The 21428-nt window shown below is 67.6% G+C and carries 20 protein-coding genes; 14 read left to right on the plus strand and 6 right to left on the minus strand.

Annotated elements, in window-relative coordinates:
* The coding region (locus P8X75_09715; protein MEJ1995470.1) for an acetyl-CoA carboxylase carboxyltransferase subunit alpha at positions 1-730 on the plus strand (730 nt) is incomplete at its 5' end.
* A 25-nt stretch (positions 731-755) separates the two neighbouring features.
* Here the strand turns inward: P8X75_09715 and P8X75_09720 are convergent.
* Both P8X75_09720 and secA read right to left on the minus strand, forming a co-directional pair.
* Entirely contained in the window at positions 756-1199 is a 444-nt protein-coding gene (locus P8X75_09720) for a hypothetical protein (GenBank protein MEJ1995471.1), read from the minus strand.
* A 39-nt stretch (positions 1200-1238) separates the two neighbouring features.
* A complete protein-coding gene (gene secA / locus P8X75_09725; protein MEJ1995472.1) occupies positions 1239-3995 on the minus strand; it encodes a preprotein translocase subunit SecA in 2757 nt (918 codons plus the stop codon).
* A 286-nt stretch (positions 3996-4281) separates the two neighbouring features.
* Here secA and P8X75_09730 point away from each other — a divergent pair, with 286 nt between their 5' ends.
* The 3 genes from P8X75_09730 to P8X75_09740 all read left to right on the plus strand — a co-directional run bounded on the left by P8X75_09730 (position 4282) and on the right by P8X75_09740 (position 7088).
* Positions 4282-5319: a peptidylprolyl isomerase gene (locus P8X75_09730; GenBank protein ID MEJ1995473.1), complete on the plus strand. Its 1038-nt coding sequence runs from the start codon at positions 4282-4284 to the stop codon at positions 5317-5319.
* 63 nt (positions 5320-5382) lie between these two features.
* Positions 5383-6615 carry a bifunctional glutamate N-acetyltransferase/amino-acid acetyltransferase ArgJ gene (gene argJ, locus P8X75_09735; protein ID MEJ1995474.1) on the plus strand — a complete coding sequence of 411 codons (1233 nt, stop codon included), beginning with the start codon at positions 5383-5385 and terminating at the stop codon, positions 6613-6615.
* A 17-nt stretch (positions 6616-6632) separates the two neighbouring features.
* Positions 6633-7088 (plus strand): (deoxy)nucleoside triphosphate pyrophosphohydrolase, encoded by a 456-nt coding sequence (locus P8X75_09740; GenBank protein ID MEJ1995475.1) that lies wholly within the window; start codon positions 6633-6635, stop codon positions 7086-7088.
* On the opposite strand, the gene P8X75_09745 is transcribed toward P8X75_09740, so the two are convergent.
* On the minus strand, positions 7085-7591 hold the full coding sequence (locus P8X75_09745) for a GNAT family N-acetyltransferase (GenBank protein ID MEJ1995476.1): 507 nt from the start codon (positions 7589-7591) through the stop codon (positions 7085-7087). The two genes, P8X75_09740 and P8X75_09745, sit on opposite strands and share 4 nt — an antisense overlap.
* Entirely contained in the window at positions 7591-8523 is a 933-nt protein-coding gene (locus P8X75_09750; GenBank protein ID MEJ1995477.1) for a methyltransferase domain-containing protein, read from the minus strand. Before P8X75_09750 ends, P8X75_09745 begins: the two co-directional genes overlap by 1 nt.
* Before the next feature lie 103 nt (positions 8524-8626).
* Here P8X75_09750 and P8X75_09755 point away from each other — a divergent pair, with 103 nt between their 5' ends.
* From P8X75_09755 to P8X75_09765, 3 genes are all read left to right on the plus strand, one after another.
* Positions 8627-9394, plus strand: a complete 768-nt coding sequence (locus tag P8X75_09755) for a ComF family protein (protein MEJ1995478.1) — start codon at positions 8627-8629, stop codon at positions 9392-9394.
* A 71-nt stretch (positions 9395-9465) separates the two neighbouring features.
* Positions 9466-9729, plus strand: a complete 264-nt coding sequence (gene grxC, locus P8X75_09760) for a glutaredoxin 3 (protein MEJ1995479.1) — start codon at positions 9466-9468, stop codon at positions 9727-9729.
* Positions 9726-10571 carry a carbon-nitrogen hydrolase family protein gene (locus P8X75_09765; protein MEJ1995480.1) on the plus strand — a complete coding sequence of 282 codons (846 nt, stop codon included), beginning with the start codon at positions 9726-9728 and terminating at the stop codon, positions 10569-10571. Before grxC ends, P8X75_09765 begins: the two co-directional genes overlap by 4 nt.
* Before the next feature lie 8 nt (positions 10572-10579).
* Here P8X75_09765 and P8X75_09770 read toward each other — a convergent pair whose 3' ends face one another.
* On the minus strand, positions 10580-11122 hold the full coding sequence (locus P8X75_09770; GenBank protein ID MEJ1995481.1) for a class I SAM-dependent methyltransferase: 543 nt from the start codon (positions 11120-11122) through the stop codon (positions 10580-10582).
* 94 nt (positions 11123-11216) lie between these two features.
* Between P8X75_09770 and P8X75_09775 the strand changes: the two genes are divergently transcribed.
* Positions 11217-11636 (plus strand): DUF1178 family protein, encoded by a 420-nt coding sequence (locus tag P8X75_09775; GenBank protein ID MEJ1995482.1) that lies wholly within the window; start codon positions 11217-11219, stop codon positions 11634-11636.
* Here P8X75_09775 and ubiG read toward each other — a convergent pair.
* Positions 11633-12346, minus strand: coding sequence for a bifunctional 2-polyprenyl-6-hydroxyphenol methylase/3-demethylubiquinol 3-O-methyltransferase UbiG (gene ubiG / locus P8X75_09780; GenBank protein ID MEJ1995483.1), 714 nt, complete (start codon positions 12344-12346; stop codon positions 11633-11635). The two genes, P8X75_09775 and ubiG, sit on opposite strands and share 4 nt — an antisense overlap.
* Before the next feature lie 231 nt (positions 12347-12577).
* On the opposite strand from ubiG, the gene P8X75_09785 reads away from it, so the two are divergent.
* The 6 genes from P8X75_09785 to hemA all read left to right on the plus strand — a co-directional run bounded on the left by P8X75_09785 (position 12578) and on the right by hemA (position 21425).
* A complete protein-coding gene (locus P8X75_09785; protein ID MEJ1995484.1) occupies positions 12578-13798 on the plus strand; it encodes an aspartate kinase in 1221 nt (406 codons plus the stop codon).
* 10 nt (positions 13799-13808) lie between these two features.
* A complete protein-coding gene (gene ptsP, locus P8X75_09790; protein MEJ1995485.1) occupies positions 13809-16100 on the plus strand; it encodes a phosphoenolpyruvate--protein phosphotransferase in 2292 nt (763 codons plus the stop codon).
* A 139-nt stretch (positions 16101-16239) separates the two neighbouring features.
* Entirely contained in the window at positions 16240-17604 is a 1365-nt protein-coding gene (locus P8X75_09795; protein ID MEJ1995486.1) for a DUF4115 domain-containing protein, read from the plus strand.
* Positions 17605-17725: 121 nt separating this feature from the next.
* Positions 17726-18868, plus strand: coding sequence for a flavodoxin-dependent (E)-4-hydroxy-3-methylbut-2-enyl-diphosphate synthase (gene ispG, locus P8X75_09800; protein ID MEJ1995487.1), 1143 nt, complete (start codon positions 17726-17728; stop codon positions 18866-18868).
* 37 nt (positions 18869-18905) lie between these two features.
* On the plus strand, positions 18906-20141 hold the full coding sequence (hisS, locus tag P8X75_09805) for a histidine--tRNA ligase (GenBank protein MEJ1995488.1): 1236 nt from the start codon (positions 18906-18908) through the stop codon (positions 20139-20141).
* A gap of 18 nt (positions 20142-20159) precedes the next feature.
* Positions 20160-21425: a glutamyl-tRNA reductase gene (gene hemA, locus P8X75_09810; protein MEJ1995489.1), complete on the plus strand. Its 1266-nt coding sequence runs from the start codon at positions 20160-20162 to the stop codon at positions 21423-21425.
* Positions 21426-21428: the final 3 nt, after the last annotated feature.

Below are 21428 nucleotides of genomic sequence, written 5' to 3' on the forward strand. Positions count from 1 at the left end.
GGAATTGATCGAGGACTTCGTGCCGCTCGCGGGCGACCGGCTCTATGGCGAGGACGCCGCCATTGTAGGCGGTCTGGGGCGCTTGCGCGGGCACTCGGTCATGGTGATCGGCACCGAGAAGGGCGGCGACACCGCTAGCCGCGTGAAACGCAACTTCGGCATGGCCCGGCCGGAGGGATACCGCAAGGCCCAGCGCCTGATGCAGATGGCCGATCATTTCGGCCTCCCCGTGGTCACCTTCGTCGATACCGCCGGCGCCTATCCCGGCCTGGGCGCGGAGGAACGCGGCCAGGCAGAGGCCATCGCCCGTTCGATCGAGGTCTGTCTGGGGCTGAAAGTGCCGCTGATCTCCGTCGTGATCGGAGAGGGCGGCTCCGGCGGAGCGATCGCGCTGGCCGCGGCCAACAAGGTTCTGATGCTGGAGCATTCCATCTACTCGGTCATCTCGCCCGAAGGCTGCGCCTCCATCCTCTGGCGGTCTGGTGAAGAAGCGAAGGTGGCTGCCGAGGCGCTCCGCCTTACAGCGCAGGACCTGGAGAAGCTGGGCGTGATCGACGCCGTCGTGGCGGAACCCTTGGGTGGCGCTCACCGAGAGCGTGCGGGCGCCATCCAGACGGTCGGAGGCGCCATTCTGCGGGCGCTGGAAGACCTGCGCGATCTCGACGGACCCGCGCTGAAGACCCACCGCCGCGACAAGTTCCTGGCCATGGGCCAGAAGGGCCTTTCCTGATGAAGCTTCCCTCTGACAGTACTACCTAGAAGGCGCCGTTCTGCCGGGCGAACATCACCAGTCCCAGCAGCAGGTAGGCGATCCAGATGCCATTGACCGCCTTGATCAGGCGGTTGCGCTCGCGCTGCTCGTGGGCGTGGTGGTGACGCAGTTCGGGCGGCAGCTTCTCGCGCTCCCGGCGCTGCATGGAAATCAGATAGACGCCCGTCGAGCCGTAGTGGTAGTCGGGCACGGCATCGCCGTCGTTGATCTGAAGCCGGGCGGAGATCATGAGGCCCAAGACGCCGATCATGGTAAAGGCCAGCCAGCCGACATAGCCCGCCAGGAAGAAGGTGATGGCGCCCACCAGCAGGGTCATCAGGACCGCGGCCAGTCCATAAGGCCGCTCGTACCATGGACGCAGGTCCTTGCGCCTTGCGCCGGCGGCGCCAAGCGGCTCAAGCGGTTCCTGAGGTGCTTCCAGGCTCATGCCCCAGTTTAGCAGGGGCGCCCGCCATCCGACAGCCGGTTAGTCGAGCTTGCCGTGGCAGTGCTTGTACTTGCTGCCCGACCCGCAAGGACAGGGGGCGTTGCGCGAAACGCGGCCCCAGGTCTCCGGCCGGTTCGGGTCGACGGTCTCGGCGGCCTGTCGCGTGGTGACGGTCGCGCCGCCCTGGGTTTGGGCTTGCGAGGCCTGGGCGGGCGAGGGCTGGGCCGCCGGGCCGGCATCGGCGAGGGCGGGGTCTTCACGCCCCTCGTGCATGACCTGCTCGCGCGGGCGCGGAGCGACGCTTTCGGGCTCCTCTGGGCGGCGGATCTCCAGGTGGCTCAGGACCGAGGTCACCCGGCCCCGCATCTCGGCCAGCATGGCGTGGAACAGGTCGAAGGCCTCGCGCTTGTACTCGTTCAGCGGATCGCGCTGACCAAAGGCGCGCAGCCCGATGCCGTGGCGCAGGTGATCGAGCGACAGCAGATGGTCCTTCCACTGCTGGTCCATGACCTGCAACAGAATGGATTTCTCGGCCATCCGCATGATCTCCGGCCCGAAGTTGGCCGCCTTTTCCGCCATGCGGGAATCGCTCGCCTTCTTCAGGCGCTCCAGGATCTCAGGCTCGGCGATGCCTTCCTCCTTGGCCCAGTCGGCAACCGGCAGGTCCAGTCCGGTCAACTGGCGCACCTCGACGTGCAGGCCGTCCAGGTCCCACTGCTCGGGCAGCGAGCCCGAGGGGATCGCGTTGTGGACCGCGTCCTCCAGGGCTTCGTGGCGCATGTCGCTCACGATGTCCTGCACGGAGTCGGACTGCATGAATTCGCGGCGCTGCTCGAAGACCACCTTGCGCTGGTCGTTCATCACGTCGTCGAACTTCAGGAGGTTCTTGCGAATCTCGAAGTTGCGCGCCTCGACCTTCTGCTGCGCCTTCTCCAGGGCCTTGTTGACCCAGGGGTGGACGATGGGCTCGCCTTCCTGCAGCCCCAGCTTTTGCAGCATGCCGTCCATGCGGTCGGAGCCGAAGATGCGCATCAGGTCGTCTTCCAGCGACAGGAAGAATTTCGAGGCGCCGGGATCGCCCTGACGGCCCGAGCGTCCGCGCAGCTGGTTGTCGATGCGCCGGCTCTCATGGCGCTCGGTGCCGATCACGTAGAGCCCGCCCGCTTCACGCACCACGGCGGCTTGCTCGGCGATCTCCCGCTTGATCTTCTCGGCCTGCGCGCGGCGCTTGTCCTCGTCCTCGATGCTCTCGGCCTCCTGGGCGAAGCGCATGTCGTAGTTGCCGCCCAGCTGGATGTCGGTGCCGCGTCCGGCCATGTTGGTCGCGATCGTGACGGCCCCGGGAACGCCGGCCTGGGCGATGATCTGGGCTTCCTGCTCGTGGTAGCGGGCGTTCAGCACATTGTGCTTGATCTTGGCCTTCTTCAGGCTCTCCGACAGCATCTCGGATTTCTCGATGGAGACCGTGCCGACCAGAACCGGCTGCTTGCGCTCCTGGCACTCCTTGATCAGATCGACGATGGCGTCGTACTTCTCGCGCGTCGTGCGGTAGACCTCGTCGTCGTAGTCCTTGCGCATGATCGGTTCGTTGGTCGGAATCTCCACCACTTCCAGCTTGTAGATCTGATGGAACTCGTCCGCCTCGGTCATGGCCGTGCCGGTCATGCCCGCCAGTTTCGGGTAGAGGCGGAAGTAGTTCTGGAAGGTGATCGAGGCGAGCGTCTGGTTCTCCTGCTGGATGGTGGCGCCTTCCTTGGCTTCCAGGGCCTGGTGCAGGCCCTCGGAATAGCGGCGGCCCTCCATCATGCGACCGGTGAACTCGTCGATGATCACGACCTTGTCGTCCTTGACGATGTAGTCCTTGTCGCGCTGGAACAGCGTGTGGGCGCGCAGCGCCTGATTGGCGTGGTGCAGCAGGGAGATGTTCTCGATGTCGAAGAGCGTGCCCTCCTCGATCAGGCCGGCGTCGCGAAGCAGCTGCTCCATGCGCTCCTGGCCTTCCTCGGTGAAGGTCACCGAGCGGGCCTTCTCGTCCTTCTCGTAATCCTTTTCCGGGTCGAGCTGCGGGATCAGGGTGTTCGCGCGCTTGTATAGTTCCGAGGAGTCCTCGGCGGGTCCGGAGATGATCAGCGGGGTGCGCGCCTCGTCCACCAAGATCGAGTCCACCTCGTCGACGATGGCGAAGTTGAACTCGCGCTGGGCCATGTCCTCCAGCCGGAACTTCATGTTGTCGCGCAGGTAGTCGAACCCGAACTCGTTGTTGGTGCCATAGGTCACGTCGCAGGCATAGGCGACCTTGCGCTGCATGGAATCGAGGCCGGGCACGATGCAGCCGACCGAAAGGTCGAGGAACTTATAGATCTCGCCCATCCACTCGGAGTCGCGGCGGGCCAGGTAGTCGTTGACCGTGACCACGTGCACGCCCTTGCCCGAGAGGGCGTTCAGATAGACCGCAAGCGTGGCCACCAGGGTCTTGCCCTCACCGGTCTTCATCTCGGAGATCATGCCGCGGTGGAGGACGATGCCGCCGACAAGCTGCACGTCGAAGTGCCTGAGGCCGAGGGTCCGCTTGGAGGCTTCGCGCACCGTGGCGAAGGCTTCGGGCAGCAGGTCTTCCAGGCTTTCGCCCTGATCCAGCCGCTCGCGGAACTTCGCGGTTTGGCCGCGCAGGTCGTCGTCGCTCATCGCTTCGAACTCAGGTTCGAGAGCGTTGATCTTGTCGACCATCGGCTGAAGGGTTTTGACGAGACGGTCGTTTGCGCTTCCGAACAACCGCTTAGCGAGCGCGCCGAACATATACTATTGGCCTCTCGAGGCGTGGGGAAAAAAGCTTCTCTGGCGCCAGGGCCGCCCCCGACCCGTCGCCCGAGTGAGACATAGGCAAAGCGCCCCTAAGTGTCAACGAGAAGCCCGGATTGCCGAAGGCTCCTCCCGGATATGACGATTCCAAGGCAAGGCTTGCCGTGGGGCGGCCCGCTCTGCATGATGCGCGCCGAATGAAGAGCGCGCCCATCCCGGCGTCCCTGGGATTCACAGCCGTGCTCATAACAACAACGTGACGCTCAAAGCTTAAGGAAATTCCATGCGCAATGATTCCAAGACCGCCGCCGCTGCGCTCCCCGCCGGCTTCCTGCGCTGGGGCCTTCTGGCCTCCGCGCTTCTCCTCGCCTCCGCGCTTCTCCTGGCCGGCGCCGCCTTCAACACGGCGCTCGCACAGGACAGCGGCAGCGAAGGCGCCGAAAGCGCCGGGGAGAACACCGAAGCCGGTGAACCGGCGAGCGAGGCCCCCGCTGAGGAGGCCCCCGCTGAGGAGGCCGCCTCTGGCGACGACGCCTCTGGTGCGCTGCCCCCGGTCGAGACCCTGAACGCGGACACGGTGGTGGGCCGCGTCGGCGAGAAGGAGATCACCCATGCCGAGGTGTTGCAGGCCGCCCAGGAGCTGGGGCCCCAGTACGTCCAGAACCTGAGCCAGGTCTATCCGTTCCTGGTGCAGCGCCTGATCGATCTGGAACTGGTGACCCAGGCCGCGCTCGCCGCTGGACTGGACGACGAGCCGGTCGTGCAGGAGCGGCTGGAGAACGCCCGCAAGGCCGTGCTGCGCGACTACTACCTGGAGCAGAAGATCGAGGAGGTCGCGACCGACGAGGCCGTGGCCGCGCGCTATGAGACCTTCCTGGAGGAAAATCCCCCCAAGCAGGAGATCAAGGCGCGTCACATCCTGCTGGAGAACGAGGAAGACGCCAAAGCCGTGATCGAAGCGCTCGACGGCGGCGCCGACTTCGCTGAACTGGCCAAGGAGCGGTCGACCGGCCCGAGCGGAGCCAACGGCGGCGACCTCGGCTTCTTCACGGCCGACATGATGGTCGCCGACTTCTCCGACGCGGCCTTCGCGCTGGAGCCCGGCAGCTATTCGGCCGAGCCGGTCCAGACCCAGTTCGGCTGGCATGTGATCCTCGTGGAGGAAACGCGCGAGGGCGCGCAGCCGCCGCTGGACGAGGTTCGCGAGCAGCTCGTGGCCGAGCTTCAGACCCAGGCGGTCCAGGAGATGCTGACGGAGCTGCGCGCCGCCGCCGGGGTGGAAAACCTGCGTGACCCCGATGGCGCCATGACGCAGAATTAAGGGCTCCGGGTCCGGACCCCGCGCCGCGGGGTCCGGTTCCCTCCTTTCAGGACGAGTTCAGCTATGGCAATGCCGGTTTCCCCTCTTGCGCCCGAGGCCTTTCCGACCCTGCCGCCGATCGAGGGCGTGACCATCGCGACCGGCTCGGCGGGCATCAAGTACAAGGGCCGCACCGACGTCTGCCTCTTCGAGTTCCCCGAGGGCGCGGCCATCGCAGGCGTTCTGACCCGGTCGCTGACCGCCTCGGCTCCGGTGGATTGGTGCCGCAAGAACCTGAAGAAGGGCCGCGCGCGGGCCATCCTGATCAACGCAGGCAACGCCAACGCCTTCACCGGTTCGGTAGGGGAGAAGGCGGTGACGGTCTGCGCCGAGGCGCTCGCCGCCACGCTGGGCTGCAAGAAGGGTGAGACCTTCCTCGCCTCGACCGGGGTGATCGGCGAGCCGCTGCCCGCGGACAAGATCGCCGCCTCCCTGGAGGGCCTGCACAAGGGACAGCAGGCCGACGCCTGGGAAAGCGCCGCCAAGGCGATCATGACCACCGACACCTACCCCAAGGGCGCCAACCGGACGCTGGAGATCGATGGGCGGAGGGTGGCCATCAACGGCATCGCCAAGGGCTCAGGCATGATCGCCCCGGACATGGCGACCATGCTCTCCTTCGTGGTGACGGACGCCAACATCGCGCCCGCCGTGCTTCAGGGCCTTCTTTCCAAGGGCTGCGAGCGCTCCTTCAACGCCATCACCGTGGACGGCGACACCTCGACCAGCGATACGCTGCTGCTGGCGGCGACCGGCGCTGCCGGACACAAGAAGATCAAGGATCGCGCCGACAAGCGGCTGAAGCCTTTCAAGAAGGCGCTTGACGCACTGCTGCTCGATCTGGCGCTTCAGGTGGTCAAGGACGGCGAGGGCGCCGAGAAGCTGATCACCGTCACCGTCACGGGGGCCGCCTCCGCGCGTGCGGCCAAGCGCATCGGCCTGTCCATCGCGAACTCGCCGCTGGTCAAGACGGCGATCGCGGGAGAGGACGCCAACTGGGGCCGCATCGTCATGGCGGTCGGCAAGTCGGGGGAGAAGGCGAGCCGCGACCGCCTTTCCATCTCCATGGGCGGCATCGAACTCGCGCGCAACGGCGAGCGGGTTCCCGATTTCGACGAGACGCCGGTCGCCGCCCACATGAAGGGCCGCGACATCGTGATCGAGGTCGATGTCGGGATCGGGCGCGGCAAGGCGACGGTCTGGACCTGCGACCTGACGCACCGCTACATCGACATCAACGCCGACTACCGCAGCTAGGCCCGGAGCGCGCCGCAGTGACCCGGGAAAGCGACAGCGGCTGTTGGCAGGCCGAGACGCGCGGCGCTGAAGGCAAGCCGCTGCTTTTGGTCTCCGCCGCCGCCCTCATCGACATCGACGGACGCGTCCTCCTCGCCCAGCGGCCCGAGGGCAAATCCATGGCCGGTCTCTGGGAGTTTCCCGGCGGCAAACTGCTGGCCGGGGAGACGCCGGAGGCCGCGGTGATCCGGGAGCTGAAGGAAGAGCTGGGCGTGGACACGCGCTCTTCCTGCCTGGCCGCCATCGGCTGCGCCTCGCACAGCTACCAGGACTTTCACCTCCTGATGCCGCTCTTCGCCTGCCGCACCTGGCAGGGCGACCCCAGCCCACGGGAGGGTCAGAAGCTGGCCTGGGTCAGGCCCGCGCGCCTGGGCGATTATCCCATGCCGCCCGCCGACGAGCCCCTGGTGGCGCTGCTCTGCGACCTGCTTTAGGCGCAGCGCCGGTAGAGCACGTGGGGCAGGCCTGCGTGGATGATGTCCTTCTCATAGGTCATGCCGTTCTTCTCCATGACCCGGCGCGAGGCGGCGTTGCGGTGGAGCGTGAAGGCCACCACAGATTTCCGCGCCAACCGCCCGAAGGCCACCTCCAGCGCCGCCGCCGCCATCTCGCTCGCGTGCCCCTGACCCCAGAAGTCCGGCAGGAGGCCGTAGAGCAACTCGGTCTCCGGCTCGCCGTAGACGAGATAGGGCCGCAGTCCGCAGTAACCGACGAAGAGCCCTTCCTCCGGCGTCCGGAACGTCCAGACGCCGAAGCCGGAGCTCTCCCACGTGGCTTCCACCCGCTTGATGAACCCATGGGAAAAAGCTTCGGGCTGGGGCTTGCCGCTGGCTGTCAGCGTCTTCATGGCTTCCGGGTCGCTGTGCAGCCTGCGCAGGTCGGCGAAGTCGGACTGGCAGAGGGGCCGTCCCTTGAGGCGGCGGGTCACGATCTCCATCACCTCCCGCCCTCCGGCTCCTTCGGCGCGGCCTTGTCCCCGGCGGACTGCTCCTCGCTGTCCAACGCATCTGCGAGCCGCTGAGAGGCGCTGCCGGGGCGCAGCGGCTTGGGCTGCGCCTCGTCGGGCGCCCAGGCGGTCAGGGTGAAGATCTGGAAGCTCGCGGGAATGCGCCCGTCGGCCCGCTGGAAGCGGTCCTGATAGATTTCGGCGGCGCGCAGCAGCGTGGCCCGCCGGGTGAAGCCCTTGCGCTGCTGGAGGTTCGCATTGCTTTCCCCCATGCCGCGCAGGTCGTCCAGAAGCTTCAGGGCGTTGGGGTAATCCACCACCAGCGTCTCCTGGTCGGCGACCGGCAGGGCGAAGCCCGCGCGTTGCAGCAGCCCGGCGGCGTCGGCCAGATCCAGCACCGGGGAGAGCCGCGGGCTGACGCCGCCCTCGACTTCCATCTCCGCTTCCATCAGGGCGTCGCGCAACTCCCAGAGCGTCTCCCCGCCCAAGAGGCTGGCCAGAAAGAGACCATCTGGCTTCAGGGCCTGGCGCGCCTGCAACAGAGCGCCCGGGAGGTCGTTGACCCAGTGCAGCGAGAAGAGGCTCATGACCAGATCGAAGGAGGCCGGGGCGAAGGGCAGGAACTCCTCGTCGGCCACCAGGCTTGCGCCGGTCGCGGACGCGCGGCGCGCCATCCCCTCGGAGAGTTCGCACTGCACCAGCCGTTCGATCCCGCCGCGCCCTCTCAGCAGGCGGCCCAGCGTGCCGTCACGCGCGCCCAGATCGAGAGCGTCGGGAAAGCCTCTGCGGATATCGTCCAGGCGGTCCAGCAGCCGCTCGCCCGCCTCCTCGAAGAGAAAGCCGTAGTGGTCCAGCTTTCCCGCCGCGCGCTCGCGGCGCAGCCGAAGGAGACGGCGGTCGAAGACGGAAGGGTTACCGGTCATGGGGGCGACTATGCCAAACTGCCCCCCGCGCGGGAAAGCGCCAATGCCGCGCCAAGCGGCGCGCGGAAGAGCGCGGAAGTCTAACGTGGGGGCCGAAAAGGGTATGACGATCCGGGAGACTGGATCCTTAGGCCGGTTTGGCAAGAGGCTTGCCGTCTCTTTCGGGCGCGGCCTGCTGGACTCTCTGCTGCCGCCGCGTTGCCTCGGGTGCAGCAAGGAGACGCTGGCCTCGGTCTCGCTCTGCCTGGACTGCTGGTCGCAGCTCAGTTTCATCTCACGGCCCCACTGCGCCCACTGCGGCTTGCCCTTCGAGCTGGAGGCGGAGCCGGGCGCGCTCTGCGGGGAATGCCTGCGCCGCCCGCCACCCTACCGGCGCGGCCGCGCGGCGCTGCGCTATGACGAGGGCAGCCGGCGCCTGATCCTGCGTTTCAAGCACGCCGACCGGACGGAGAGCGCCCGGCTCTTCGCCGGTTGGCTCGGGCTGGCCGGTGCGGAGCTTCTGGAGGAGGCCGACATATTGGTTCCCGTGCCGCTTCATTGGCGCCGCCTGCTGGCGCGGCGCTACAATCAGGCCGCCCTGCTGTCCCAGGGCCTGGCGCGCCGCAGTGGGCTTCCTTGCGTCCCGGACCTCCTGCAGCGCCGCCGCGCGACAGCATCCCAGGGCCGCAAGAGCCGGAGCCAGCGTCAGCGCAACGTCGCGGGCGCGTTTCGCGTCAATCCAAAGCGCGCCAGCGCCATACAGGGGCGGCGCGTGCTTCTGATCGACGACGTCTTCACCACCGGCGCCACCCTGGAAGCCTGCACCCGCACGCTTCTGCGCGCCGGGGCCGGCGGCGTGGACGTCCTGGTGCTTGCCAGGGTGGTGAGGTGACAAATGCGGAGCTGGTTCCTAAATAAGGGGGAGTGAACCGAACCGCGCCAGGATTGAAGAGGGTCCCCTGCATGGCGAAGATCGAAGTCTATTCCAGCTTTCTCTGCGGCTACTGCGCCCGCGCCAAGAGCCTCTTGAAGGCCAAGGGCGTCGACTATGAGGACTTGGACGTCTTCACCGACCCCGAAAAGCGCAAGGAGATGACCGAGCGGGCGGGCGGGCGTACCTCCGTGCCGCAGATCTTCATCGATGGCGAGCATATCGGCGGCTGCGACGAGCTCTTCGCGCTGGACCGCGACGGTAAGCTCGATCCGCTGCTGGGGCAGGGCGCATGAGCAGCCCCTTTACAGTCGGCCTGGTGCAGATGAACTCCGGGCCGGAGATCGAACCCAACATCGAAAGCGCCTCGGCCTTCATCCGCGAGGCCGCGGCCGGCGGCGCGAAGCTGATCGTGACGCCGGAGAACACCACCATGATCGAGACGGTGCGCGAAAAGCAGATGGCGCGCGCCTACCCGGAGGAAAAGCACCCCGGCGTCTCGGCCTTCTCGGAACTGGCCCGCGAACTGGGCGTCTGGCTTTCCATCGGGTCCATGACCATCGGGCTCGGCGGCGACAAGGCGGCCAACCGCTCCTTCCTGTTCGGGCCGGACGGCGGGATCGCCGCGCGCTACGACAAGGTCCATATGTTCGACGTCGAGGTGCCGGACGGCCAGACCTACCGCGAGTCGGCCACCTTCCGGCCGGGCGAGGAGGCGGTCCTCGCCGATCTGCCCTGGGGCAGGCTCGGCATCACCATCTGCTACGACATCCGCTTTCCCTACCTCTACCGGGCGCTCGCCAAGGCCGGGGCTTCCTTCATCACCACCTCCGCCGCCTTCACCGAGATGACGGGCAAGGCGCACTGGCATGTGCTCCAGCGCGCCCGCGCCATTGAGACCGGCTGTTTCATCTTCGCCGCCGCCCAGACCGGCGAGCACACCAACAAGCGGCGCACCTACGGTCATTCCCTGGTGGTGGCGCCCTGGGGCGAGGTGCTGGCCGACGGCGGGACGGAGACCGGCGTGGTGCTGGCGGAGATCGACCCCGCCCTGGTCGCCAAGGCCCGAAGCACGGTGCCGTCGCTGGAGAACGACCGTCCCTTCGAACTGAAGCGACGCCGCGAAGCCGGGGAGTAGCGTCCGGCCTAGCCGATCTTGCGCCCGGCGATGCGCTGCTTGCAGGCCGGTTCGGGGTCGGTGAACTCCAAATCCTCAAAGGCCAGGACCTGGATGCGCTCGAAGCGCGCCCGCTCGAGCAGTTCGCCCTGGTTCAAGAGCCAGTTGGGATTGCTCGGCTTGCCATAGCGCTCATGCCCACGGGCGAAGGTTTCGTAGAGCAGCAGGCCGCCGGGCATCAGAACCTCGACCAGCGATGGGAAGAGCGGGCGGTAGAGGTAGTTGGTGACGATCACGCCGCCGAAACGCCGCCCGGCCATGGCGAAGGGGCTGCCGTCCTCCAGATCGGATTGGACCAGTTCCACGCCGGGATCCTTCGCCAGGTCGCCCAGGCGCGACAGGTCGCGGTCGAGCGCCGTCACCTCATAGCCCAGTTCGCGCAGATAGGCGGTATGGCGCCCGGACCCGCAGGCCAGGTCCAGAACGGGCTCTCCCGCTGGCAGGAGATGCGCAAAGCGCTGCACCCAGGGCGAGGCGGCGGGGCGCGCCGCGTGATCGCTCTTTCCGGTCATTTCGCACCCTATCTTGTCTTGGCGGTTGTCCCCGCCCATTTCTATATCAGACTGCTTCGGCAGGAATAATTGAGCGTTCGCGGCGGAAATTGCCATGATTTCCTATGACCTGACTTGTGAAAAAGAGCATTTGTTCGAGGCTTGGTTCGCCTCTTCGGCCGCGTTCGACACGCTGAAGGCGGCCGGCGAGGTCTCTTGCCCCGAGTGCGGCTCCACCCAGATCGAAAAGGCGCTGATGGCGCCCTCGCTTTCCCGCAAGGTGGGTGAGGAAAAGCGCATGAGCGCCGCTGAAGAGCGCGCGCGGGTCCGCGCCGCCCTGAAGGAAGTCCGCAAGGCCGTCGAGGAAAGCTCCGACTACGTGGGCAAGGAATTCGCCGAGGAAGCCCGCAAGATGCACTACGGCGAGGCCGACAAGCGCAACATCTACGGCGAGGCCGACGACGACGAGGCGAGGGCGCTCGCCGAGGAAGGCGTTCCCTTCGCCAAGATCCCCTGGGTCGAGAAGGACAACTAGTCCTCCCGCACCGCCATCATCAGATAGTTGACGTCCAGGTCCCGGTCGTCGGTGCGCCATGTGTCGGTGAGCGGGTTGTAGACCAGACCCGATAGCGCGCGCGTCTCGAAGCCCCGGGTGCGCAGGCTGCGCGCCAGTTCCGAGGGCTTCAGGAAGCGCCGCCAGTCGTGCGTCCCGCGCGGCACCCAGCGCAGCAGATATTCCGCCCCGACGATCGCCATGGCGAAGGACTTGGGCGTGCGGTTGAGGGTCGAGAGGATCAGCGCGCCGCCCGGCTTCACCAGGCCGCAGAGGGTCTCCAGAAAGCCCGGCACGTCCGCCACATGCTCCACCACCTCCAGCGACAGCACCGCGTCGAAGGCGGCGCCTTCCTCCAGCAGCTCTTCAGCGGTGATGGCGTGGTAGTCGATGGCAAGACCCATGGCCTCTGCGTGCAGCTTGGCGGCGGCGACGGATTCCTCGGCGGCGTCGATGGCGGTGACCTCCGCGCCCATGCGCGCCAGCGGCTCGGCCAGCAGCCCGCCGCCGCAGCCCACGTCCAGCAGCTTCAGTCCCTTCAACGGCTTTACCCCGCCGGAAAGCCCGTAGTGCGCGCTCAAGCGGTCGCGGATGAAAGTGAGGCGCGCAGGGTTCAGGCGGTGCAGCGGGCGGAAGTTGCCCTCCGGGTCCCACCACTGCTCGGCCTGCTGCGCGAACTTCTCGATCTCCAAGGCGTCGACGCTGCTTTTTCTGCCGTCGGCTGCTGCTTTTTTAGCGCTGCGGGTCAAAATCGCGGCCTTTCTCTTTCAGAACAGGGCTTTTGCCGTTGGCCAGACTTGCATTTTCGGGCCCGCATTGAGTATGGATAGCCACGCGTCGCGCGGCAACTCCCGCAGCTCGCAATTCCCGGCAAAGCCGGACAACTTCAAGCCACAGGACCGGCATCAGGGACGGGAAGAGCCATGGCGCGCATCGTCATGAAATTCGGCGGTACATCGGTGGGCACGATAGAGCGCATCCGTAACGTCGCCCATCGCGTCAAGCGCGAGGTCGAGGACGGCAACGAGGTTGCCGTGGTGGTCTCCGCCATGTCCGGGGAGACCAACCGTCTGGTCGGGCTCTGCGAGGAGGCCTCCAGCCTCTACGACCTGCGCGAATACGACGTTGTGGTCTCCTCCGGCGAGCAGGTGACCGTCGGACTGCTTTCCATCGTCCTGCAGTCGATGGGCGTGGCGGCGCGCTCCTGGCTCGGCTGGCAGTTGCCGCTGCGCACCTCCGACGCGCACGGCTCGGCCCGCATCCAGGCCATCGACACCGGCGATATGATCCGCCGCTTCGGCGAGGGGCAGGTGGCGGTGGTGGCGGGCTTCCAGGGGATCGACTCCCAGGGCCGCATCACGACCTTGGGTCGCGGCGGGTCCGACACCTCCGCCGTGGGTCTGGCCGCCGCGCTGAAGGCCGATCGCTGCGACATCTACACCGATGTCGACGGGGTCTACACCAGCGACCCGCGCATCGTTGCGAAGGCGCGCAAGCTCGATAAGATCACCTACGAAGAGATGCTGGAAATGGCTTCCCAGGGGGCGAAGGTCCTTCAGACCCGCTCCGTGGAACTGGCCATGAAGGAGGGGGTGCGCCTCCAGGTCCTCTCCAGCTTCGAAGACCGCCCTGGAACCCTGGTTGTTGACGAGGAAGAGATCGTGGAACAGGAAATCGTAAGCGGCATCGCCTACAGCCGGGACGAGGCCAAGATCACCCTGCGCGAGGTGCCCGACAAGCCGGGCGTGGCGGCCTCGATCTTCGGCCCGCTCACCGACGCCCAGATCAACGTGGACATGATCGTCCAGAACGTCTCGGCCACCGGGGCTGCGACCGACCTGACCTTCACGGTCACCAAGGCGGACTTCAACCGCGCGGTCGACGTGCTGAAGGGGCAGGAGGAAGCGATCGGCTACAAGGAACTGCGCGCCGACAAGGACGTGGTGAAGGTCTCGGTCATCGGGGTCGGGATGCGCAGCCACGCCGGCGTCGCCCAGCGCATGTTCAAGGCCCTGGCCGACAAGGGGATCAACATCCAGGTCATCTCCACCTCCGAGATCAAGGTCTCCGTCCTGATCTCCGAGGAGTACACCGAGCTGGCGCTTCGAAGCCTGCATACTGCATACGGACTGGACGCGGCCTAGATAGATAAAGATGACTCCGCCGGAGACACCACGGGCCGCCCCACAGCAGATAGACTGGGCGGGCTCGCGACGACTGCTGCGCCTGCTGCGGGACGCGATGAAGTCCGGCGGTCCGGTACAGTCGCGCCTGGACCGCGTGGTGACCTTGATCGCCAGCAACTTGGTGGCCGAGGTCTGCTCGATCTACGCCATGCGGGCGGGCGAGGTCCTGGAGCTCTTCGCAACGCAGGGGCTGCGGCCCGAGGCCGTGCACAACACCCGTCTGCGCCTGGGTGAGGGCCTGGTCGGCCAGATCGCGCTGAAGGCCGGGCCGCTCGCGCTCTCCGACGCGCAGAACCATCCGAACTTCGCCTACCGCCCGGAGACCGGCGAGGAGCTCTATCACTCCTTTTGCGGCGTGCCGATCCAGCGCGGCGCGCGCGTGCTGGGCGTGCTGGTCGTGCAGAACCGCACGCGCCGCCACTACGGCGAAGAGGAGATCGAGGCGCTGGAGACCGTGGCCATGGTGCTGGCCGAGCTCTTCGGCAGCGGTGAGATCATCAGCCAGGAGGAAGGCCGCAGCGTCGAGGGCGCATCGCTTCTGCCCGCGCGGCTGTCCGGCATGGTGTTGAACGAAGGCTTCGCCATGGGCCGCGCCGTGCTGCACCAGTGGGGCATCGTGATCGACCAGGTGGTGGCCGAGGACCCGGACGCCGAGATCGAGCGCCTGAACCGCGCGGTGGAGGAGATGCGTCTCGCCGTCGACCGCCTCGTCGACCGGGTCGACGCCAGCCTCGACGACGAGGAGGGCGAGGTGCTGGAGAGCTACCGCATGTTCGCCCACGACCGCGGCTGGATGGAGCGGATCCGCGATCAGATCCAGGGCGGCCTGTCCGCCGAGGCGGCGGTGGAGCGGATCAAGAACGAAACACGCCAGAAGATGGCCAAGGTCCGCGATCCCTACCTGCGCGAGCGGCTGGCCGACCTGGAAGACCTCGCCTACCGCCTGTTGCAGCACCTCTCCGGCGTGCAGGGCTCGGCCCAGAACCTGCCGGAGGAAGCGGTGATCGTGGCCCGCACCATGGGACCGGCGGAACTGCTGGACTATGACAGGAACCGCCTGCGCGCGCTGGTGCTGGAGGAGGGCAGCCGCACCTCCCATGTCGCCATCGTGGCGCGCGCCCTGGGGCTGCCCACCGTCGGGCGCTGCACCACCGCCATGACCCGGATCATGCCGGGCGACACGGTGCTGGTGGACGGGCAGAACGGGCAGGTCTTCGCGCGGCCCGGCGAGTCCATCAAGCAGACCTTCATCCAGACCATCGCCGAGCGCGAGCGCCGCCGCGCCGCGCTGGCCGCGACCCGCGACCTGCCCTCCGTCACCCGCGACGGGCAGGAGGTGACGCTCTTGATGAATGCCGGGCTCCTGCTCGATCTGCCGCACCTGAAGGAAAGCAACGCCGCCGGGATCGGACTCTACCGCACCGAGATTCCCTTCATGGTGCGCGACGCCTATCCGGCCCGCGCCGAGCAGCAGCAGCTCTATGAGCGCATCTACGACCAGGTCGGCGACCGCCCGGTGGTCTTCCGAACGCTGGATGTCGGCGGCGACAAGCCCTTGCCCTACATCGCCATGAGCAACGAGGAGAACCCGGCCATGGGCTGGCGGGCGATCCGCATGACCCTCGACCGCCCGGTCCTGCTGCGCGATCAGCTGGGCGCCCTTATCCAGGCCTCGGCGGGCCGTCCCTTGCGCGTCATGTTCCCCATGGTCACCGACCTGACGGAGATGCGCGTCGCGCGCCGTCATTTCCACAAGACCCTGGAGCGCGAGATGAAGCGCGGCGCCAAGGGCCCTTCCGAAGTTCACCTGGGCGCCATGCTGGAGGTCCCGGCACTGCTCTGGCAGCTGGACGAGCTCCTGGCCGAGGTCGACTTCCTTTCCATCGGCAGCAACGACCTCTTTCAGTTCGTCTTCGCCAGCGACCGGGGCAGCACCGGTCTGATGCGGCGTTTCGACCCGCTCTCTCCGCCCATGCTGAGCCTTCTGCGCGACGTCGCGCAGCGCGCTTCGGCGGCCGAGGTGCCGCTCACGCTCTGCGGGGAGATGGCGGGCAATCCCCTGGAGGCCATGACGCTGATCGGCTGCGGCCTGCGGCGGCTTTCCATGAACGCCGGCTCGATCTCCTCCGTGAAGGAGATGGTGCGCAGCCTGGATGCCGGGGAGGTCGGAGATCTGGTCGCCTATCTCTCGAAACGCCCGGCGCGCAGCCTGCGCCCGCTGCTGCGCGCTTTTGCTCAGGACCGCGGGGTGAAGCTCTAGGGGCTGCCCTGAAGCGGGCCTGCGCGATGGCGTTTGCCGCCGCCTGTCCGGCTTTGCTATGACTTGAACAGCGGTGAGGACCGGCGGCCCGATGGCCGCGCGTCCCTTGCACCCGCGACAGGATGAAGAGGCCTTTTCAGTGCCCAGCGACCAAGACCAGCAAGAACCCTATCTGGAGCAGCCCCCGCTGGAGGGCGGCGGCCACTTTTCCGTGGGCCGCCAGCTCCGCGAGGTGCGCGAGACCTATGATCTGGAGATAGAGGACGTGGCGACGGCGCTGCGCATCCGCCCCTTCTATCTCCAGGCGATCGAGGAGACCCGTTACGAGAGCCTGCCCGGGACCACCTACGCCATCGGCTTCGTGCGCGCCTATGCGGAGTACCTGAGACTCGATCCCAAGGAACTGGTCGAGCGTTTCAAGGCGGAGGTGTCGGGCCTGGAGACGAGACGCTCCCTGCAGTTCCCCGTGCCTGCCCAGGAGGGGCGCGTCCCCGGCGTCGCCCTGCTGCTGGTGGCGGTGCTGCTGGCGGCGGTCGGCTACGGCGTTTGGTACTACGTGGGACAGGAAGGCGAAATCTTCACCGAGCTGGTGGAGCCGCTGCCCGAGGATTTGGCGGCGCTGGTCGAGACCGAGGAACCGGCGGCGCCGGAACAAGCAGCGGAGCCCGGCGAACCTGCGACGCCAGCCCCGGCGGTGACGACGGACGAAGCTGCGCCGAACGGCGGTCTGGTGGAGCCCTTGCCCGAGGGCTTGCCCGCCCCCGATGCACCCATCGATCCGGACGCGCCGGTCGGGTCTTCCGATGCCGCGAACAGGCAAAGCACGCCGCCCGATGCGGTGACGCCGCCTGAGACCCTCGAAGAGCCGGAAGCCATGGCCGAGGTCACGACCGAGGCGGACCCGCTTCCTGAAGCTCCGGAACCTGAAGCCCCGGCTCAAGAGGCGGCGCCGGAGGCGGATCCCGCCGCCGACCTGTTGGCGCAGGATCAGACTGGTGCTCTTCAGCCGGCGCCGGAGCCGGCGGAGCCCCTCGGGTCTCAGGACGTGCTGCCCGATTCCGAAACGGTGGAGCCCGCCATTGCCGACAGCGCTACTGCCGACAGCGCCATTACCGACAGCGCCACTGGCGACAGCGCGGCGGGCGAAGCAGCAAGCCTGCCCGCGCCGCTGCCGCCCGAGCGCAGCGAGGAGGCGGGCGACCTGCCCGAGGGCCGCGTCTATGGCGCGGTCAACGAGAATGCGCGGGTCGTGCTGCTGGCCGAGAGCGATTCCTGGGTCGAGGTGCGCGACCGCGGCGGGCGCCTGATCCTGTCGCGGGTCCTGCGCCGGGGCGATTCCTACAAGGTGCCGCCGCGCAGCGATCTGGTGATGATGACCGGCAACGCCGGTGGGCTGGCGGTCACGCTGGACGGCCAGCGGCTGCCGGGCCTGGGCGAGCAGGGCCAGGTGCGCCGTGACATCCCCCTGGAGCCGGACGCCTTGAAGGCGGAACTGGGCCAGTGACTTGCAGCGCCCCTGAGCTTGGCCTTAACCTTGAATCCGAACGCTTTTCGGCGCATCTTCCCGGTGCGGGAGCGCCCGCCGAGAGCGATAGCAATCCGCCTGACGGAGGGCGATGGAGAGCATGAGCGTCCGTCCCTATAGAGACATCCACCGCCGCAAGTCGCGCCAGATCATGGTCGGCTCCGTGCCGGTGGGCGGCGATGCGCCGATCACGGTGCAGACCATGACCAACACGCCGACGCCGGACGTGCAGGCGACGCTTGAGCAGATCCGCCGCATGGAGGAGGCCGGGGCCGACATCATCCGCGTCTCCTGCCCCGATGAGGACTCGACCAAGGCTTTGAAGGAGATCGTGCGGGGCGCCAACGTCCCCATCGTCGCCGACATCCACTTCCACTACCGCCGCGCCATCGAAGCAGCCGAGGCGGGCGCGGCCTGCCTGCGCATCAATCCGGGCAACATCGGCTCGGCGGAACGGGTGCGCGAGGTGGTGAAGGCCGCAAAGGACCACGGCTGTTCCATGCGGATCGGCGTCAACGCGGGCTCGCTGGAGCGCGAACTGCTGGAACGCTATGGCGAGCCCTGCCCGGAGGCGATGGTGGAGAGCGCGCTCAACCACATCCGCATCCTGGAAGACAACGACTTCTTCGAGTTCAAGATTTCCTGCAAGGCCTCCGACGTCTTTCTCTGCGTGGCCGCCTATCACGGCCTGGCCGAGGCTTGCGACTATCCGCTCCACATCGGCATCACCGAGGCGGGCGGCCTGCGCTCGGGCACGGTCAAGTCCTCCATCGGGCTCGGCAACCTTCTCTGGTCGGGGATCGGGGATACGCTGCGGGTCTCGCTCTCCACCGATCCGGTGGAAGAGGTCCGGGTCGGCTTTGAGATGCTGAAGTCCCTGGGCCTGCGCCACCGCGGGGTCAACGTGATCTCCTGCCCCTCCTGCGCGCGTCAGCAGTTCGACGTGATCAAGACGGTCGAGGTCCTGGAACAGCGCCTGTCGCACATCTCCACGCCCATGACCGTTTCCGTCATCGGCTGCGTGGTGAACGGGCCCGGCGAGGCGACCATGACCGACATCGGCTTTACCGGCGGCGGGCGCGGCACCCATCAGGTCTATCTGGGCGGTGTGCAGCACCACCGGCTGAAAGACGAGTCGATCGTCGACCATCTGGTGCAGCTGGTCGAGGAGAAGGCCGCGGAGATCGAGGCCGAGGCGGCCAAGGCCAAGGCAAGCGACGAAGCCCTGACACCCGCCTCTTAGCGCCCCCAATCATTCTAAGGAGAACCCCTTGGCCGACATGCAGCCGGTACGCGGCACCCGCGACCTCTTGCCGGAAGAAATGCGCCGCCACCGCGAGGTGATCGAGCGCGCGCGCGAGGTCGCGCTGCGCTACGGCTATGAGGAGATGGCGACGCCGATCTTCGAGTTCACCGAAGTCTTCAAGCGCACCCTGGGCGACACCTCCGACATCGTCACCAAGGAGATGTACACCTTCGAGATGAAGGAGGGCGAGCAGATCACGCTGCGGCCTGAGAACACGGCGGGCGTGGTGCGCGCCATGCTGTCGGGCGGCCTGCGCCAGGACCTGCCGCTGAAGTACTTCTACGCCGGGCCCATGTTCCGCCACGAGCGCCCGCAGAAGGGCCGCTTCCGCCAGTTCCACCAGATCGGCGTGGAGCTGCTGGGCGTGGCGGAGCCCCTGGGCGATATCGAGGTGATCGCCGCTGGTCACGCCATTCTGGAGGCGCTGGGCCTGGGCGGGCGGATCACGCTTGAGCTCAACACCCTGGGCGACCCGGAAAGCCGGCAGAACTACCGCGCGGCCTTGGTCGAGTATTTCCGGGACCATCAGGCGAAGCTCTCCGAGGACTCGCTCCAGAGGCTGGAGCGCAATCCGCTGCGCATTCTCGATTCCAAGGACGAGGGCGACCGGCGTCTGGTCGCCGACGCGCCGCTTTTCGGCGACTACCTGAACGATCAGAGCCTGGCCTTCTTCGCCGAGGTGAAGAGCGGGCTGGAGACGCTGGGCATCGCCTACGAACTGAACCCGCGTCTGGTGCGCGGGCTCGACTACTACTGCCATACGGCTTTCGAGTTCACGACCACGGAGCTGGGCACCCAGAGCGCGGTCATGGCCGGCGGACGCTACGACGGGCTGGTGGAGACCATGGGCGGGCAAGCGACGCCCGGCGTGGGTTGGGCGGCTGGGATCGAGCGGCTTTCCATGCTGGTCGAGAACGTGCCCTCCGCGCCGCGCGCCATCGCGCTGGTGCCGCTGGGCGAGGCGGCGGAGGCCAGGGCTCTTGCGCTGGCCGAGCAGCTTCGCCGTGCGGGGCTCTCCGTTGATCTGGGCTATTCGGGCAACATGAAGAAGCGCATGAAGCGGGCGAACAAGATCGCCGCGCGTGCCGCCGTCATTCTGGGCGAGGACGAACTTGCACAGTCGGCCGCGATGGTACGCGATCTCGACAGCGGCGAGCAGGAACTGGTTCCTCTCGACAACCTGGCCGGCGCGCTCGCCCGCTTTTCCTAGCGGGGCGGGGCAAGGGCCATGGCGGCGCCCAACACAACGATTGCCGATCTCCACTTGGTGGGCACGCACCTGCGCTTCGCCCAGGACGCTTGGCGCGACCGCCTCTTCCTGGACGAGCCGCCGGTCGAGCGCTTCCTCGCCGATCTTGCCAAGCGCGGCCTCAAGGCCGGATTGCTGATCTGCACCTGCGAGCGCGTCGAGATGCTCATGGAAAGCCCGGAGCAGGAAGCGCTCTTTCTCGATTGGCTGGCGGATTGGGCCGAGGTGGATAGAGGGCGTCTCGAAAGCGCGCTCTACCGCCATGCGGGCGCGGCCGCGCTGCGCCATCTCTCGCGGGTCGCCGCCTCGCTGGATTCCCTGGTGCTGGGCGAGCCGCAGGTGCTGGGCCAGGTCAAGGACGCAGAGCGCTGGGCGCGCGCCGCCGGCTTGCTCTCCCCGCTGCTGGACGAAGCCTGCCAAAGCGCCTTTGCCGCCGCCAAGCGGGTGCGCAGCGAAACGGCGATCGGACAGCGGCCGGTCACCATGGCCGCCGTCGCCCTGCAGACCGCGCGCGATCTCCACGGCGACCTGAAACGCTGCCGTCTGCTGCTGCTCGGCGTGGGTGAGACCATCGACCTCTTCACCAGCTCGTTCCGCGAGGCCGGGATCGCGCAGGCCGCGGTCAGCCATCCGCGCCCGGTGCGCGGCGAGGCGGCGGCCCGGCGCCTGGGCGCGACCCTGCGTCCCTGGGATGAACTGGAGACGGCGTTGGTGGAGGCGGAGGTGGTGATCACCGGCCTCGCCGGGTCCAGCTACAGCCTCTCGCCGGAGATGATGAAGCGCGTCGTCAAGCGCCGCCGCCGTCAGCCCTTGCTGATCATCGACGGGGGCATTCCGGGGGATGTGGACCCGGCCTGCGACAAGCTTGAGGACGTCTTTCTCTACGACCTGGACGACCTGGAGCGTCTGGCGCGCGAGGGACGCTCCAGCCGGGGCGATTCCCTGGGCGAGGCGGAGGCGATCATAGAGGGTGAGCTGGTGCGCCTGCTGGAGCGCCAGTCGGGCCGCGCGGCCGGCGGCATTTTCGAGGAGTTGGAGAGCGGTCTGGAAGGGCTGCGCCGGGTGGCCGCCGAGGAGGGCGACGCGGAGGCTGCGAGCGGCCGCTTCGCGCGCGAGCTGCGCCACCGCATGGCCGAACGCCTGCGGGCGCTGGCCATCGAGAACCCGGAGGAGGCAAAACGCGCTGAAGCGCTGCTGCGCGGGCTCTTCGAGGGTCTCGGCGACAAGAAAAAGGAAGAGGAGTAAGCC

Source organism: Limibacillus sp., assembly GCA_037379885.1.
GTDB lineage: Bacteria > Pseudomonadota > Alphaproteobacteria > Kiloniellales > CECT-8803 > JARRJC01.